At 71.6% G+C, this 14,463-nt stretch carries 9 protein-coding genes, 2 tRNA genes and 1 pseudogene; 8 read left to right on the top strand and 4 right to left on the bottom strand.

The window, feature by feature from the left end; genetic code table 11:
* The 5 genes from OG390_RS25220 (at position 1) to OG390_RS25200 (ending at position 5,571) form a co-directional block, all read left to right on the top strand.
* Positions 1–1,188, top strand: a complete 1,188-nt coding sequence (locus OG390_RS25220; RefSeq protein WP_406171248.1) for an acyl-CoA dehydrogenase family protein — start codon at positions 1–3, stop codon at positions 1,186–1,188.
* Positions 1,185–1,580 (top strand): MaoC family dehydratase, encoded by a 396-nt coding sequence (locus OG390_RS25215; protein WP_406171247.1) that lies wholly within the window; start codon positions 1,185–1,187, stop codon positions 1,578–1,580. The genes OG390_RS25220 and OG390_RS25215 overlap by 4 nt, the downstream gene beginning before the upstream one ends.
* Complete coding sequence (locus OG390_RS25210) at positions 1,577–2,743, top strand: lipid-transfer protein (protein WP_406171245.1); 1,167 nt, start codon at positions 1,577–1,579, stop codon at positions 2,741–2,743. The genes OG390_RS25215 and OG390_RS25210 overlap by 4 nt, the downstream gene beginning before the upstream one ends.
* Before the next feature lie 359 nt (positions 2,744–3,102).
* Entirely contained in the window at positions 3,103–3,657 is a 555-nt protein-coding gene (locus OG390_RS25205) for a SigE family RNA polymerase sigma factor (protein WP_399082898.1), read from the top strand.
* Between the two features lie 237 nt (positions 3,658–3,894).
* The gene (locus OG390_RS25200) at positions 3,895–5,571 is read left to right on the top strand and encodes a long-chain fatty acid--CoA ligase (protein WP_406171243.1); all 1,677 of its coding nucleotides are present in this window, start codon (positions 3,895–3,897) and stop codon (positions 5,569–5,571) included.
* A 185-nt stretch (positions 5,572–5,756) separates the two neighbouring features.
* Here the strand turns inward: OG390_RS25200 and OG390_RS25195 are convergent, their stop codons facing one another.
* Positions 5,757–7,004: an MFS transporter gene (locus tag OG390_RS25195; RefSeq protein WP_406171241.1), complete on the bottom strand. Its 1,248-nt coding sequence runs from the start codon at positions 7,002–7,004 to the stop codon at positions 5,757–5,759.
* Positions 7,005–7,199: 195 nt separating this feature from the next.
* Here OG390_RS25195 and OG390_RS25190 point away from each other — a divergent pair, with 195 nt between their 5' ends.
* Positions 7,200–7,784, top strand: a complete 585-nt coding sequence (locus OG390_RS25190) for a TetR family transcriptional regulator (RefSeq protein ID WP_406171239.1) — start codon at positions 7,200–7,202, stop codon at positions 7,782–7,784.
* A 220-nt stretch (positions 7,785–8,004) separates the two neighbouring features.
* Here the strand turns inward: OG390_RS25190 and OG390_RS25185 are convergent, their stop codons facing one another.
* Complete coding sequence (locus OG390_RS25185; protein WP_406171237.1) at positions 8,005–12,204, bottom strand: PAS domain-containing protein; 4,200 nt, start codon at positions 12,202–12,204, stop codon at positions 8,005–8,007.
* A 232-nt stretch (positions 12,205–12,436) separates the two neighbouring features.
* Entirely contained in the window at positions 12,437–12,967 is a 531-nt protein-coding gene (locus OG390_RS25180; RefSeq protein ID WP_406171236.1) for an SSI family serine proteinase inhibitor, read from the bottom strand.
* Positions 12,968–13,125: 158 nt separating this feature from the next.
* On the opposite strand from OG390_RS25180, the gene OG390_RS25175 reads away from it, so the two are divergent.
* A tRNA-Ser gene (locus OG390_RS25175) sits at positions 13,126–13,216 on the top strand.
* Between the two features lie 184 nt (positions 13,217–13,400).
* Positions 13,401–13,473, top strand: a tRNA-Arg gene (locus OG390_RS25170).
* Positions 13,474–13,515: 42 nt separating this feature from the next.
* Here OG390_RS25170 and OG390_RS25165 read toward each other — a convergent pair.
* Positions 13,516–13,779, bottom strand: a pseudogene (locus OG390_RS25165) (hypothetical protein); the annotation flags it as partial.
* Positions 13,780–14,463 lie beyond the last annotated feature (684 nt).

The following is a 14,463-nucleotide window of genomic DNA, read 5'->3' as shown; positions in this document are numbered from 1 at the left end:
ATGGACTTCACGCCGACCGAAGAGCAGCAGGCCGCCCGTGACCTGGCCGCGCGGATCTTCGGCGACCTCGCTACGCACGAGCGGCTCGCGGCGGCCGGAACGGGCAGCGATGCCGAGCTGTGGAACGAGTTGTGCGCGGCCGGGCTCGTGTCGGCCGTGGCGGACATAGGACTCCTCGGCCTGGTGCTCCTCCTGGAGGAGCAGGGGCGCACCACGGCCCAGGTGCCGTTCGCGGTGAGTTGTGTGTACGGGCTGCTGACGGTGGCGGCGCACGGTTCACGGGAGCAGCGGGAGTTGCTGTTGCCCGCGATCGGGGACGGCACGGTAGTGGTGAGCGGGGCCCTCTCCGATCCGGGGGCCGTGCGGGAGGAAGCGACGGGGCGGCTGAGCGGTGTGGTCCCCGTGGTGCCCTGGCTGCGGGACGCCACCCATGTGCTCGTCGCGGACGACGAGCGCCGGCTCTGGCTGGTGCGGACCGCCGAGGCGGGGTGCGAGCCGGTGGAGCTGACGGCGCCCTGGTCGGCGGGACGGCTGACGCTCGACGGGACGCCGGGCGAGCGGCTGGGTGCGTCGGCTGGGCGGGAGGAGCCGCCCGTGGGCGAGTCGGCTGGGCGGGAGCAGGCGCCCGCGGGCACGTCAGCCGGTTGTGAGGAGGGTTCCGCGGGCACGTCAGCCGGTCGTGAGGAGGGTTCCGCGGGTGCGTCAGCCGGGCGCGAAGAGCGCTCCGTGGATGCGTACGACGACGTGCTCGCTCTCGCGCGTACCGCCTTCGCGGGGCTGCAGGCCGGGGTGTGTGCGGGGTCGCTGGCGCGGGCCGTGGAGCACACCAACACGCGGGAGCAGTTCGGACGTCCGCTCGCCGCCAAGCAGGGGGTTCAACTTCGGGCCGCCGACGCGTACATGGACACCGAGGCGATACGGGTGACGACATACGAGGCGGCGTGGCGGCGCGACGAGGGGCTGGCGTATGCGACGCACGCCCTGACCGCCGCGTGGTGGGCGTCCGAGGCGGGACAGCGAGTGGTGCACACGGGCCAGCATCTGCACGGCGGGACGGGAGCCGACCTGGAGCACCCCGTGCACCGGCACTTCCTGTGGGGGCGACAGCTGGACGCCTATCTGGGATGCGGGGGCGAAGTGCTCCAGGAATTGGGGGAGTTGATCGTGAGCGGGGAGGCGCAGACATGAGGGTCGGCGACGCACTGCCGCCGCTGGAGATCGAGGTCACGCGCACACTGATCGTGGCCGGCGCGATCGCGTCACGGGACTACCAGGACGTGCACCACGACGCGGAGCTGGCGCGCCAGAAGGGTTCACCCGACATCTTCATGAACATCCTGACCACCAACGGCCTGGTCGGGCGATACATCACCGACTGCCTCGGACCGGACGCGGTGCTCCGCAAGGTGGCCATACGCCTCGGCGCGCCCAACTACCCGGGCGACACCATGGTGTTGACCGGCTCGGTGGAGGAGGTCGTGGGCGACACGGCGACGGTGCGAGTGGTCGGGGCGAACGGCATCGGCAGGCATGTGACCGGGACAGTCACGGTCACCCTTCCGCCCGGGGGTGCCCGATGAGTGTACGGACGAGGGACCGCCTCGGCGGAAGGGCGGCGGTCGTCGGGATCGGGGCCACCGAGTTCTCCAAGGACTCGGGGCGCAGTGAGCTGCGGCTGGCCGTGGAGGCGGTGCGGGCCGCGCTCGACGACGCCGGGCTGACGCCGGGAGACGTGGACGGGATGGTCACGTTCACGATGGACACCAGCCCGGAGATCACCGTCGCCCAGGCGGCCGGAATGGGGGAACTCTCCTTCTTCTCACGGATCCACTACGGGGGCGGGGCAGCCTGCGCGACCGTCCAGCAGGCGGCACTCGCGGTGGCCACCGGGGTGGCCGAGGTGGTGGTCTGCTACCGGGCGTTCAACGAGCGGTCGGGCAGGAGATTCGGTTCGGGCGTGCAGCAGCGGGAGCCGTCGGCGGAGGGCGCGGCGCTGGGCTGGTCACTGCCGTTCGGGCTGCTCACGCCCGCGTCCTGGGTGGCCATGGCGGCCCAGCGGTATCTGCACACGTACGGACTGACGCCCGAGGCGTTCGGCCATGTCGCCGTCGCGGACCGGAAGTACGCGGCGACGAACCCTGCCGCCTACTTCCACGGCAGACCGATCACTCTCGCCGAGCACGCGGCCTCGCGGTGGATCGTCGAGCCACTGCGGTTGCTGGACTGCTGTCAGGAGACGGACGGCGGCCAGGCACTGGTGGTCACCTCGGTGGAGCGGGCCCGCGATCTCCCGCATCCGCCCGCGGTGATCACGGCCGCCGCCCAGGGTGCGGGTCGGGCGCAGGAGCAGATGACCAGCTTCTACCGGGACGATCTGACCGGGCTTCCGGAGATGGGCGTGGTGGCCCGGCAGCTGTGGCGGACAGCCGGGCTGACCCCGGCGGAGATCGACGTGGGGATTCTGTACGACCACTTCACACCGTTCGTGCTGATGCAGCTGGAGGAGTTCGGGTTCTGCAAACCCGGGGAGGCCGCGGACTTCGTCGCCGAGGAGCGGCTTCCGCTCAACACTCATGGAGGCCAGCTCGGGGAGGCGTATCTGCACGGGATGAACGGGATCGCGGAAGCGGTACGACAGCTCCGGGGCACGTCCGTGAACCAGATACCGGGGGCCGGCCGCGTCCTCGTCACCGCGGGCACCGGGGTTCCTACCTCGGGGTTGATTCTCGGGACGGGTGGGTGAGGGCCTCCGAGTGCGCGCGGGGTTCAGCCCACCGCACCGAGGTTCGGTGTACCGCCCCCGGTTCCCGCCCGCGTGCCCCCGGTCCCAGCACTGCCGCCGAGGCCCCTGCACCGCCCCCGAGGTCCCGCCCACTGTCACCAGGTCCCGCCCACTGTCCCTGCCCACTGTCCCTGGGTACTGCCCACTGCCTCTGGGTACTGCCACGGTAGTCGTTCCTCAGGGATGAACCCTCAGGGTGCAGGCGCTGCTCATCCACCCTCAGGAGGTGGGGGCAACCCCCGTCCTACAACCTGAGGGGGACATCGCTTCGGGACCTGCGGCCGATCCGCGAGAGTAGGGGGCGAACCTAGCGTGGAGCCATGACCACACCCGTCTGCACCAGCGCTTCGAACGTCGCGACGCGGACCCATCCGTACGCGCCGTACTCATCGTTCGCGTCGTATGTGAAGGCCCGCCAGCCGGTGCTGCTGCGTACCGCCCGGTCGCTCACCGCCAACCCGAGCGACGCCGAGGACCTGCTGCAGACCGCGCTGACGAAGACGTATGTCGCATGGGACCGTATCGAGGACCACCGGGCGCTGGATGGCTATGTACGCCGGGCGCTGCTGAACACGCGGACGTCGCAGTGGCGCAAGCGCAAGGTCGACGAGTTCGCGTGCGAGGAGCTCCCGGAGCCGGAGGGGCTGCCCTCCTCGGACCCGGCCGAGCAGCAGGCGCTGCACGACGCGATGTGGCGGGCGATCATGAAGTTGCCGGCCCGGCAGCGGGCGATGGTCGTCCTGCGGTATTACGAGGACCTGAGTGAGGCTCAGACGGCGGAGGTGCTCGGGGTCTCGATCGGGACGGTCAAGTCGGCCGTCTCGCGTGCGCTGGGCAAACTGCGTGAGGACCCTGAGCTGAGCCCTGTGAGGTAGGTCGCACCGCCCCTCGCAGGGCTCCCGCCCGCCTCCCGTCCCACGCACGTGTAAACAACGCCCCCTCCCGTCCCACGCACGGCAAACTCACGCCCGGCTTCTGGTCGAACGCCCGCCCGGCCCCCTGCCCGCCGGAGCCCATGAGGCGTCCTGACCTGATCGATCATCTCGGCCCCTAGTGACATACCAAGCGGTATGTGCGCAGAATCAGCGCAGCCCACTACTACCGCGTAGGCAATGTCGCCCCGGGAGGACGCCGTGCTGAGCACGATGCAGGACGTACCGCTGACTGTGACCCGCATTCTCGTGCACGGGGCGCTCGTGCACGGTTCGTCGCAGATCACGACCTGGACCGGGGAGGGCGAGCCGCACCGGCGCAGTTTCCGGGAGGCCGGGGTGCGCGCCGTTCAGCTCGCCCATGCCCTGCGCGACGACCTCGGTGTGACGGGCGACGAGCGGGTCGCGACGCTGATGTGGAACAACGCCGAGCATGTGGAGGCGTACTTCGCGATCCCCTCCATGGGCGCCGTCCTGCACACGCTCAACCTCCGCCTGCCCGCGGAGCAGCTCGTCTTCATCGTCAACCACGCCGCCGACCGCGTGGTCATCGTCAACGGCTCGTTGTTGCCGCTGCTCGCGCCGCTCCTCCCCCATCTGCCCACGGTGGAGCACGTGGTGGTCTCGGGTCCCGGTGACCGTTCGCTGCTCGACGGCGCGGCCGTGCGGGTGCACGAGTACGAGGAACTGCTCGCCGGGAAGCCGACGACCTACGACTGGCCGGAGATCGACGAGCGTCAGGCCGCGGCCATGTGTTACACCTCCGGCACCACCGGCGACCCCAAGGGCGTGGTGTACTCCCACCGTTCGATCTACCTGCACTCCATGCAGGTCAACATGACCCAGTCGATGGGGCTCACCGACCGCGACACCTCCCTCGTGGTGGTCCCGCAGTTCCACGTCAACGCCTGGGGTCTGCCGCACGCGACCTTCATGTCGGGCATCAACATGCTGATGCCGGACCGTTTCCTCCAGCCCGCGCCGCTCGCCGAGATGATCGAGAGCGAGCGCCCGACGCATGCCGCCGCCGTCCCCACCATCTGGCAGGGCCTGCTCACCGAGCTGCGCGCCAAGCCGCGTGACGTCTCCTCCCTCACTCAGGTCACCATCGGCGGCTCGGCCTGCTCGCCCTCGCTGATGGCGGCCTTCGACGAGCTGGGCATGCGGGTCTGTCACGCCTGGGGCATGACCGAGACCTCGCCGCTCGGCACGATCGCCCGGCCGCCGGCCCATGCCGAGGGCACGGACGAGGAGTTCGCGTACCGCCTCACCCAGGGCCGCTTCCCGGCCGGCGTCGAGGCCCGGCTCACCGGACCCGGCGGCGAGCGGCTCCCCTGGGACGGCGAGTCCGCGGGCGAGCTGGAAGTCCGTGGCCCCTGGATCGCGGGCGCCTACTACGGCGGCCAGGGCGCCGAACCGCTGCGCCCCGCCGACAAGTTCAGCGAGGACGGCTGGCTCAAGACCGGTGACGTCGGCACGATCAGCACCGACGGCTTCCTGACCCTCACCGACCGGGCCAAGGACGTCATCAAGTCGGGCGGCGAGTGGATCTCGTCCGTCGACCTGGAGAACGCCCTCATGTCCCACCCGGACGTCACCGAGGCCGCCGTCGTCGCCGTCCCCGACGACAAGTGGGGCGAGCGGCCGCTGGCCACCGTCGTCCTGAAGGCGGGCTCCACTGCCGACTTCGAGTCGCTGCGCGCCTTCCTTGCCGACGAGGGCAAGATCGCCAAGTGGCAGGTCCCCGAGCGCTGGACGATCATCGAGTCGGTTCCGAAGACGAGCGTCGGCAAGTTCGACAAGAAGGTGCTCCGCAGGCAGTACGCGGAGGGTGAGCTCGACGTGACGAAGCTCTGACCGACGCCGACGCCGACGCCGACGCCGACGCCGACGCCGACGCCGACGCCGACGCCGACGCCGTCACCGACCCAACAGCGGCACAGAGGTACGTCGGGTGCGGAGCCCCACGGCTCCGCACCCGACGTCCACCGAGTCCATCGACGTCCATTGACGTTCACCGGCGTCCATCGGCGCACCGCAAGTCATCGCCGAGCGGACGCCGATGGCCGCCGTACGGACGTCGTGGTCCACCCCAGCAGCAGCCACACCCCCGCCACCGTGCACACGCCACTCCATCCCCACTGCGCGAAGGCACTCCCCGCCACGGCCGAGGCGAGTGCGCCGCCCGCGAAACCCGCCACCACGTAGGCGGTGTTGGCGGTCGCCGGGGTCGAGGTCGTCGTCAACGCCAGGGTCTGGTTGGCGACATGGCTGGTCACCAGGGCCGCGTGGACCAAGACCGCGGCGGCGCACAGCGCCCACAGCGTGCTCCCGCCGAGCCAGAACAGCGGTACGGACACGGCCGCGAGCAGATACGCGGACCGTACGACCTTGGCGGCGCCGAACCGGTCGACGAAACCGCCCGCGAGCGGCGCCACCGCGCTCGCGGCCAGGCCGAAGAGGCCGAAGAGCCCGGCCGCCGCGGTGGACAGCCCGTACCCTCCATCGCCTGTGAGCAGCAGCGCCAGCGAGGTCCACAGCGCACTCCAGGCCCCGTACATCCCGGCCTGTCGCAGGCAGGCGCGCCACAGGTCCGGAGAGGTGCGTACGACGGAGGGCAGGGCCCGCAGTCCCGCGAACAGCGGGCCCGTGCGGGGGCGGGATTCCACCGGGAGAGCCCAGGCGGTGGCGAGCCCGAGTGCGGCGGTCAGCGCCGCCGCACCCACGAAGACGACCCGCCAGCCGAAGGCCTGGCCGATCAGACCGCCGAGGACACGGGCCGCGACAATCCCGGTGAAGAGCCCGGCGATGACGGCGGCGACGTGCCGGGCCCGCCGGTCCACGGGGGCGCGTGCGGCGACCAGCGGCACCAACAGCTGCGGTACGACGGTGGCGGCGGCCGCGACGAACACGGCGACGGCCAGCATGGCGGTCCCGCCCGAGAGGGCGCCCAGGGTCAGTGCCGCCGCCGTGACCAGCGAGAGGGCGGCGACCAGACGGCGCCGGTTGACGCTGTCGCCGAGCGGGGCGAAGAAGAGCAGCCCGGCCGCGTAGCCGAACTGTGCGACCGACGCGATCCAGGCCACGGCCGAGGGCGCCGAGCCGAAGTCGTGCGCGATGAGGGGGAGCAGCGGGGCCGCGAGATAGATGTTGGCGGCCGTGACGGCCGTGCAGAGGGCGATGAGGGCGAGGAAGAGGGAGGGCGAGAGGCCGAGCGTCCCGCGGGCGCCACCGCGGGACCGCGCGGGTGTCTTGACCTCGCGAGCGGCTGTTGACGTGGCTGACGGCATGAGCGGCATGACTCCTTGTCGAGAGCTGGTGGCACCGAGAGCTGATGGCATCGATCTGGCGGCGTCGATCGGGTGGCGGCCGGCAGCCGACCCCAGATCAACCAACTGGTTGGTTGGCGAGGTGGTGCGAGTCTGCCCCGCATCCTCGGTGCTGTCAACCAAATAGTTGGTTACTTATTCCGCTACCCTGTCTCCATGGCAGTGAGAGTCAGGGACCCCGAGGCCACCAAGGCCCGGATCTTCGAGGCGGCGGTCGCCGAGTTCGCCCGGTACGGCATCGCCGGCGCCCGTATCGACCGCATCGCGACCGAGGCCAAGGCGAACAAGCAGCTGATCTACGCCTACTTCGGCAACAAGGCGGAGCTGTTCGCGTGCGTCCTCGAGAAGCGGATGCTCGACCTCGCCATAGCGCTACCCGTCGACGGCGACGACATCGAGGGCTGGATGGACCGGGTGATGGACTACCACGCCGCCCACCCCGAACTGCTTCGCCTCTTCTTCTGGGAGGGCATCGAATACGGCACGGCCGAACTCCCCGACGAGACCGAGCGCCAGGACCACTATGCCCGCAAGGCCGCCGCCATCGCCGACGCGCAGGCCCGCGGCGTCATCAGCGACGAGATCCCGCCCAACGACCTGCTGTTCATGCTGCTCGCGCTCGCGGGCTGGTCCACGGTCGTACCGCAGATGCGCCGCATCCTGACCGGCAGCGAGGACGCGGACAGGGAGCGGGTACGAGCGTCGGTCAAGGCGGCGGCACGACGGCTCACCGCCAAGTGACGCAGGGCTGGTCGGTAGTGACGCACGGCTGATCGGTGCCGATGCGCGCCGCCTTACGCGTACCGATACGCGCTCGCTGGCTCGTACCGAGGCACGCCCACTGGTTCGTACGGATGCACGCTCACTGATTCGTACCGATACGCGCTCGCTGGCTCGTACCGATACGCGCCCATTGGTTCGTACGGATGCACGCCCACCGGCTCGTACCGATACGCGCCAACTAGTTGGTACCGATACGCGCCAACAGGTCGACGATCCGGTCCTGCACCTCGGCGCTGGTCGAGCGTTCGGCGAGGAACAGCACCGTCTCCCCCGCCGCCAGCCGCGGCAGTTCGGCGTTGTCGACGGCGGCCGTGTAGACGACCAGCGGCGTGCGGTTCAACTGGCCGTGCGCGCGCAGCCAGTCCACGATGCCGGCGCGGCGGCGCCGTACCTGCATCAGGTCCATCACGACCAGGTTGGGCCGCATCTGCGAGGCCAGCGTGACGGCGTCCTCGTCGGTCGACGCCCGCGCGACCTGCATTCCGCGCCGCTCCAGCGTCGCGGTCAGCGCAAGCGCGATCTCCGCGTGCTCCTCGATGAGCAGTACGCGCGGCGGGTGCTGCTCGGAGTCCCGGGGCGCCAGGGCCTTCAGGAGTACGGCGGGGTCGGCGCCGTACGCCGCCTCGCGCGTCGCCTGGCCGAGTCCCGCCGTCACGAGGACGGGCACCTCGGCGGCGACGGCGGCCTGACGCAGCGACTGGAGCGCCGTGCGGGTGATGGGCCCGGTCAGCGGGTCGACGAAGAGCGCGGCCGGGAAGGCGGCGATCTGTGCGTCGACCTCCTCGCGCGAATGCACGATGACGGGCCGGTAGCCGCGGTCGCTCAGCGCCTGCTGGGTCGTCACGTCCGGCGCGGGCCAGACGAGCAGCCGCCGCGGGTTGTCCAGCGGCTCCGGGGGCAGCTCGTCGTCCAGGGGACGCGGCTGCGGCCGGTCGGCGACCTCGACGGCACCGCCGGGACCGTCGAGCGGCTCCGGGCCCTCGTCGGCGTTCTCGTCCGGTGCTCCTATGGCGTACGACCGTCCGGCGCCCTCAGTGGCTCCGGGCAGCCGGGGCTCGGAGGCCGTCTGGGCCTGTCCGGCCTGCGGGTGCGGACGGGCCGCCGTCTCCGGGGGCTCGGCGGGGGAGGGCTCGGGGGGCGTACCGAGCTTGCGGCGACGGCCGCCGCCATTCGTCTGGTGCGGCGGAGGCGTGGGGGCCTGGGGCTGGGGGGAGGGCTGGTTCGGTGCGGGCTGGCGGGCGAACGGGACGCCCTGGCCGAGCGTCCGCACGCTGATCGCGCGACCCTGCGTCGAGTTGGGGTCGACGGGGGCCGCGGCCTCGGCGGGCAGGGGCTGTGCGGCCCGCGGCTGCGCCGGGAGCTCGGGGGGGAGCGGAGTGCCCTGGGCGGGGGTCGGCTGAGCGGTGGCGGGGGCCCCGCTCTGTGCCGGGGCTCCGGGCTGTGGGGACGCGGCCGCGGGGGGCACGGCGGCCGGAGTTCCCGCGCCCGACGTGTCGTTGGCGGCGGCGGTGTTCGCGTTCGGCCACGGCTGCGGCGCCGGAGCCGCGGCCGGGACCGGTGCGGGTACCGAGGCACCGGTGGGCGGCTGGGGCTGGGCCGGCGTGCCGGCGGCCGGGGTGGCCTGGGCGGCGGCAGCGGTCTGCGGTGTCGGCGCGGTCTGCGTCGTCTGTGGTGCCTGCGCTGTCTGAGCCGTCTGCGCGAGAACCGGTCGGCCGGCGACGGCCGCACCCGGAACGCCTTGCGCGGGAACGCCCTGCGCGGGCACGGTCTGACCGGGAACCCCCGGCGCCGGAACCGCCTGCGCCGGAACCCCCTGTGCGGGCGTCCCCACCGCATCCGGCTGACCCGGAGTACCCGGGGCACGGCGAGCGCGCCGCCGTCCCGTCGGAGTGGAGACGGGGTGCGGCTGCGGCGGAGTGTGATCGTCGGCGGGGTCGTGCAGCATCGCGTCATGACGGCCGTCGTCGCCCTGCTCGTGCCCGACGAGACCCCTGTCGGCCCGCTGGACCTGGACCTGGCCCTGCGCCTGGGCGTACTCGGGTGAGCGGTCCGCGTCCGCGGGCGGCAGCGCGAACACCGTGCGGGCGCCCGCCTCCTGCGCGGCGGCACGCTCGGCCGCGGCGGCCAGCGCACGCCGGCGCCGCCCGGTCGGCTGCACCGCGTCGGCGGAGCCGCCGGCATCCGATGCGACGGGCGTACTGGGCGCCGCGGGCAACGCGGGCGGCAACGCGTGCTGTTCGCCGTCCCGTCGCGCGCGCCGGCCGGAGGGCACCGGCACCCCCTGCGGAGGCACCGTCCCGCCGAGCCCCGTGCCCGCGGCCGCGGTCCCCGCCGCGTGCTCGCCCGCCATGACGACCGCACCCTCGGAGACGCCGCCGTTCACGTCGGAGGGCGTGTTCTCGGCCGGACTCGGCCGTCCCCGCCGCCGCCCGGTACCACCGGAACCGGCGGTCCCGCCGTCACCGGGCCCCTCGACCCCCGACGCCTGGGCGGGAACGGACACCTCGCCGTCCCCCGCACGCCGGCGGCGCCGCCCCGTGGGAGCGGCTCCGCCCGTCTCGACAGCCGTGGTGTCGGACTCCCCGGCCACCTCGCTCTCCAGGAAGGCGTCCACGGAGGACCGCCGGGCACGCCGCCTGCCACCGCCCTGATGCGAGGCCTGCTCGGGCAGGGCGACCTCGGCACCGGGAGTGTTCTCGGGAACGGGAACCGTCCCGGCCCCCCCTCCGATCGGCACCTCGAGCACGAACGCGCTGCCGCTCATCCCCGGCACCTCGTGCGTCTGCAGCACACCGCCGTGCGCACGCACGATCCCGCGCACGATCGGCTCGTGCACCGGGTCTCCCCCGGCGTACGGCCCGCGCACCTCGATACGGACGCCCTCACCGCGCTGAGCCGCCGCCACCACGACGGTGTTGTCCATGTAACCGCCCGCCGACACCGGCGCGTTGCCGGTCGCGTCGACTCCGGCGACGTCCGCGATGAGATGCGCGAGGGCGTTCGCGAGCCGCGTCGGGTCGACCTCGGCCTCGATCGGCGGCGCGTGCACGGCGAACTGGACGCGTCCGGGCCCGATCAGCTCGACGGCCCCGTCGACACCGGCCGCGACGACCGCGTCGAGCATCACCTTCGTACGGGAGATCTCCTCGGTCCCGGAGTCGAGCCGCTGATAGCCGAGGACGTTGTCGACGAGCGTCGTGATCCGCGAGTAGCCGGCCGCGAGGTGGTGGAGCACCTGGTTGGCCTCGGGCCACAGCTGTCCGGCGTCGTCGGCGGCGAGCTTGGAGAGTTCGCCGCGCAGCTGGTCGAGGGGCCCGCGCAGGGACTGGTCGAGCACCGCGAGCAGCTGATCGTGCCGGGCGGTCAGTGCCTCGTAACGATCCTTCTCGCGCTCGCCGAGCGCCGCGTACCGCTCGTCGCCGGCAGCGAGTTCCTCCTCGTGCTGCTCGCTCAGCTCGGCCAGCTCGGCCGCGTGCCGCTCGCGCAGCGCCTTGAGCTCCTCGGCGTGCTCGTCGGCGATGCGTTCGAGCTCCTCGGCGTGCCGGGTGGCCTCGGCGTCCTTCTCCTCGGCGAGGGTGTCGTACGGCCGCCGGTCGGTGAAGGTCATGACGGCGCCGACGAGCTGGTCCCCGTCGCGCACCGGCGCGGTCGTGAGGTCGACCGGCACCTTGGCTCCGGCCTTCGACCACAGCACCTGTCCGCGCACCCGGTGCTTGCGCCCGGAGCGCAGGGTGTCGGCGAGCGGCGACTCCTCGTACGCGAAGGGCTCGCCGTCCGCGCGCGAGTGAAGGATGAGGGCGTGCAGATCCTGGCCGCCGAGATCGCTGGCCCGGTAACCGAGTATCTGAGCGGCCGCCGGGTTGACGAGGACGACCCGCCCGTCCGTGTCCGTCCCGACCACGCCCTCGGCCGCGGCGCGCAGGATCATCTCGGTCTGTCGTTGCGAACGCGCGAGTTCGGCCTCGGTGTCGACGGTGCCCGACAGATCGCGTACGACGAGCATGAGCAGCTCGTCAGGGGTGGGGCCGTAGCTGTCGTAGGCCTGCTGGCCGTCCTCCAGATTCGCACTGGTGACTTCGACCGGGAACTCGGTGCCGTCGGTCCGCCGCGCGATCATCCTGGTCGGCTTGGTCCGTCCGCGCTGGTCGATGGTGTCGGGCCGCCGCATGGATCCGGGGATCAGCCGGGAGTCGAACTGCGGCAGCAGATCGAGCAGGCCCCGGCCCACCAGAGCCGTGCCCGGAGTCTCGAAGGCCTCCAGGGCGATGGTGTTGGCGTTGACGACGGTCCCATTGGCGTTGACCAGCACCAACGCATCGGGCAGCGCGTCCAGTATGGCTGCGAGGCGAGCAGCGCCTCGGGATGGCCTGCTGCTCACGAGACGCTTCCTCCCTGTTACCGCACCTTGCCGACCGCGGATGCCATCTTGCCAATCGGTCCGCAGCGTGTCACGCGAGGGAGTCTACGGGCAGTGGTTGCGCTCGCGACGCCGGATGAGAGGGAGGTCGCACGCGGAAGTGACGCAGAAGAGACGTAGAACCTGTGACCGCGCATTTCACCCCTCGAATCCATCCTGGAACCATGAGGTCGCCGTGACCCCGCGGTGTCTTCTATACGTGGGTTTCCGGCAGCAGCGGCACCAGCGCGTCCCAGCGCGCGATCTCGCACCCGTCCGCGCGGTCGAACTTCGCGTCGACGGGCCGCCCCGCCCAGGTCCCCGTGACATGCGCGGTGGCCGGACCGCCGTACAGCATCGTGCACATGGTGCCCGGCGGCACCGGAGCGAAGGGGTCCTTGCCCCAGGTGGTGCCTTCGTCCAGTTTCTGGCAGGCCCCGCTCACATCGGGGTGACTGCCGCCGCCGGGATGACACCGCAGTTCGTGCGTCCCGTCCGCATCGCCTCCCGCGTCGTGGACGGTCACGGTCAGCCGGTCCCCGGAGTCCTCGACGGAGGCCGGCGGGGGCATCCGGGTCAGGCTCCGGAGAACCGATTCGCCGTACGCGGTGGTGGCGAGCCCGGTGGCCGACGCGGAGGCGGGTACTGCGGATGCGGGGCCGGCGGGCGCGGCGGACGCGGCCGGTACGGCGGACAGCGCGGCCGTTGCGGACGCGGCGGCGGTGAGAACGAGACGGTGCGGCATGACCTGACTAACGCCACACGCCCCGCCGGGTTGCGATGCGGCAATGGACTTTGCTCTGCGGCCCGTCTGCCTAGTACCGTGGGGGGCGATTGGTGACACCACGCTCTGCTGTGTCATCATCTGCACGCACCACTCGCGCTCGCGCGAGCGGCTGTGCGGGAGGCGTCGCCTAGTCCGGTCTATGGCGCCGCACTGCTAATGCGGTTTGGGACTTCAATCCCATCGAGGGTTCAAATCCCTCCGCCTCCGCGCCAAGATCCGAAGCCCCGGTCCACCAGGACCGGGGCTTCGGCATTTGGGGGCGCCGCAGCGCGTTCGCCCAGCTCACAAGGGGTGCGGCAAACGGATTTCACATGGCGGCGGCAGTCATGTAATGTTCTTCCTGTCGCCGCGAGCGGGCCGAAAGCCCGGGAGCGTGACAACAACAAAACAAGCACTCGTAGCTTAACGGATAGAGCATCTGACTACGGATCAGAAGGTTGCAGGTTCGAATCCTGCCGAGTGCACACAGGTGAGAGGCCCCGGAGAGATCCGGGGCCTCTTGCGTTTCAGAGCCGTACAGCAGCGAAGTGCAGCAACCGGGTCAACCGGTCCCCCATCGTGTCCGACAGCTCGCTGATCGCAGCACGCGCCTGCTCCTCGCTCGCTGCGGAGTGGACCTCCATCGTCATGGCGATCTCGAGTGCCACAGGATGCGCTGTGCCACCTCTGGGTGGACCTGGACCTCGAGGGCGACCAGGAGCGAGCTGCATGTGTGCCGGGTGTTCCGCAGGGGGGATGACCCGGAGACCCGCGCGACGGACCCGCAGGGCCGCGCCGTCAGGCGCGTCCGAACTGTCCTTGGGCTCTGGGGTATCGAGGTTTCGACGCCGGCAGCCCGGAAGGATCTGTGGCGATCCCGACGTTGAACGGGGCGCGGGACCACGGCGCGCATGCGGACGGGGTCGCAGGTGGCGCGCTGCTCCCCCTTGCGGTGCCCTTTCTGCGCGGGCCGGCGCCGGTGCATGTCTTCTCGCCGTACAGTGCGGGCGCTTGGCGCCGGGGCGGAGGGGGAAGAACCGGACGGTCCGTGAGGGCAACGCGGTCAACGGCGGGCCGTGGGTCTCTGGGTGGCTTGCACAGCGGGCCGCGCGTCCGGCAGACCATGGATTCACGGACCGAACGCCACCGCCCGCTCGGCTCCCGTTCGCGGCCTGAGACCGAGTTGAGTCCACGCGGGACCCCTCCGGCTCGGAACAGGCTCGGGTGATCGCCTGCGGCGGTTCATCCAGGAGAGATCTGCTCCACTCCTGCTCGCGGATGCACGCTATGACCGAGGCTGAACGGCGCTGCTACTCCCCGGGTTGCGGCCCCGACTGAGTGTCTTGTCCAACGGGTGACTGAATGTCGTCCACTGGAAAGGGATCCAGGTCATCGTATTCCGTTGAGGGCGCGTAACGTGCTGCGATGCCTCGAATTCTCTCTTTCTCACCCGCGGTCATCTCATTAGGAGACCC

Source organism: Streptomyces sp. NBC_00996 (assembly GCF_045162675.1).
Taxonomy (GTDB): domain Bacteria; phylum Actinomycetota; class Actinomycetes; order Streptomycetales; family Streptomycetaceae; genus Streptomyces.
Note: the sequence above shows the minus strand (reverse complement) of the source record. Positions and strands in the feature narration are given on the sequence as shown.